This window comes from Bradyrhizobium cosmicum (assembly GCF_032290525.1).
GTDB lineage: Bacteria > Pseudomonadota > Alphaproteobacteria > Rhizobiales > Xanthobacteraceae > Bradyrhizobium > Bradyrhizobium cosmicum_A.
The window spans coordinates 1-277 of the sequence record NZ_JASXTA010000197.1; the positions used below are offsets into that span (position 1 = coordinate 1).

Sequence of the window (277 nt, forward strand, 5' to 3'; positions counted from 1 at the left end):
GTGTCAGCCATCGCCTTCGTGGGCTCACCGGCTGCCGAGATAGCTGGCTCGGATTTCGGCGCGTCCGCCTTTGCCTCCGCGCCCGATGTATCACCGACAGGCGTTGCGTCGGACATGGTCACGACGGCGCTCGTCGGCAGAGTACTGCCGGCATCCGCCGTGTGGGTCTGTTCGCGCAACGGCGCCGCGTGGCCGACGGTCGATCGGAGTTCGAGGCTTGGCTGCGCTTGGCCCGCGTCCGCGCCCTTGTCGCCCTTTACCGCGGGCGCATCGGTCG

Annotated in this window: 1 pseudogene; it reads right to left on the reverse strand. The window is 69.3% G+C overall.

Features of this window, described 5'->3' with window-relative positions:
- Window positions 1–277 (reverse strand): annotated as a pseudogene (locus QSV46_RS39635) (L,D-transpeptidase); the annotation flags it as partial.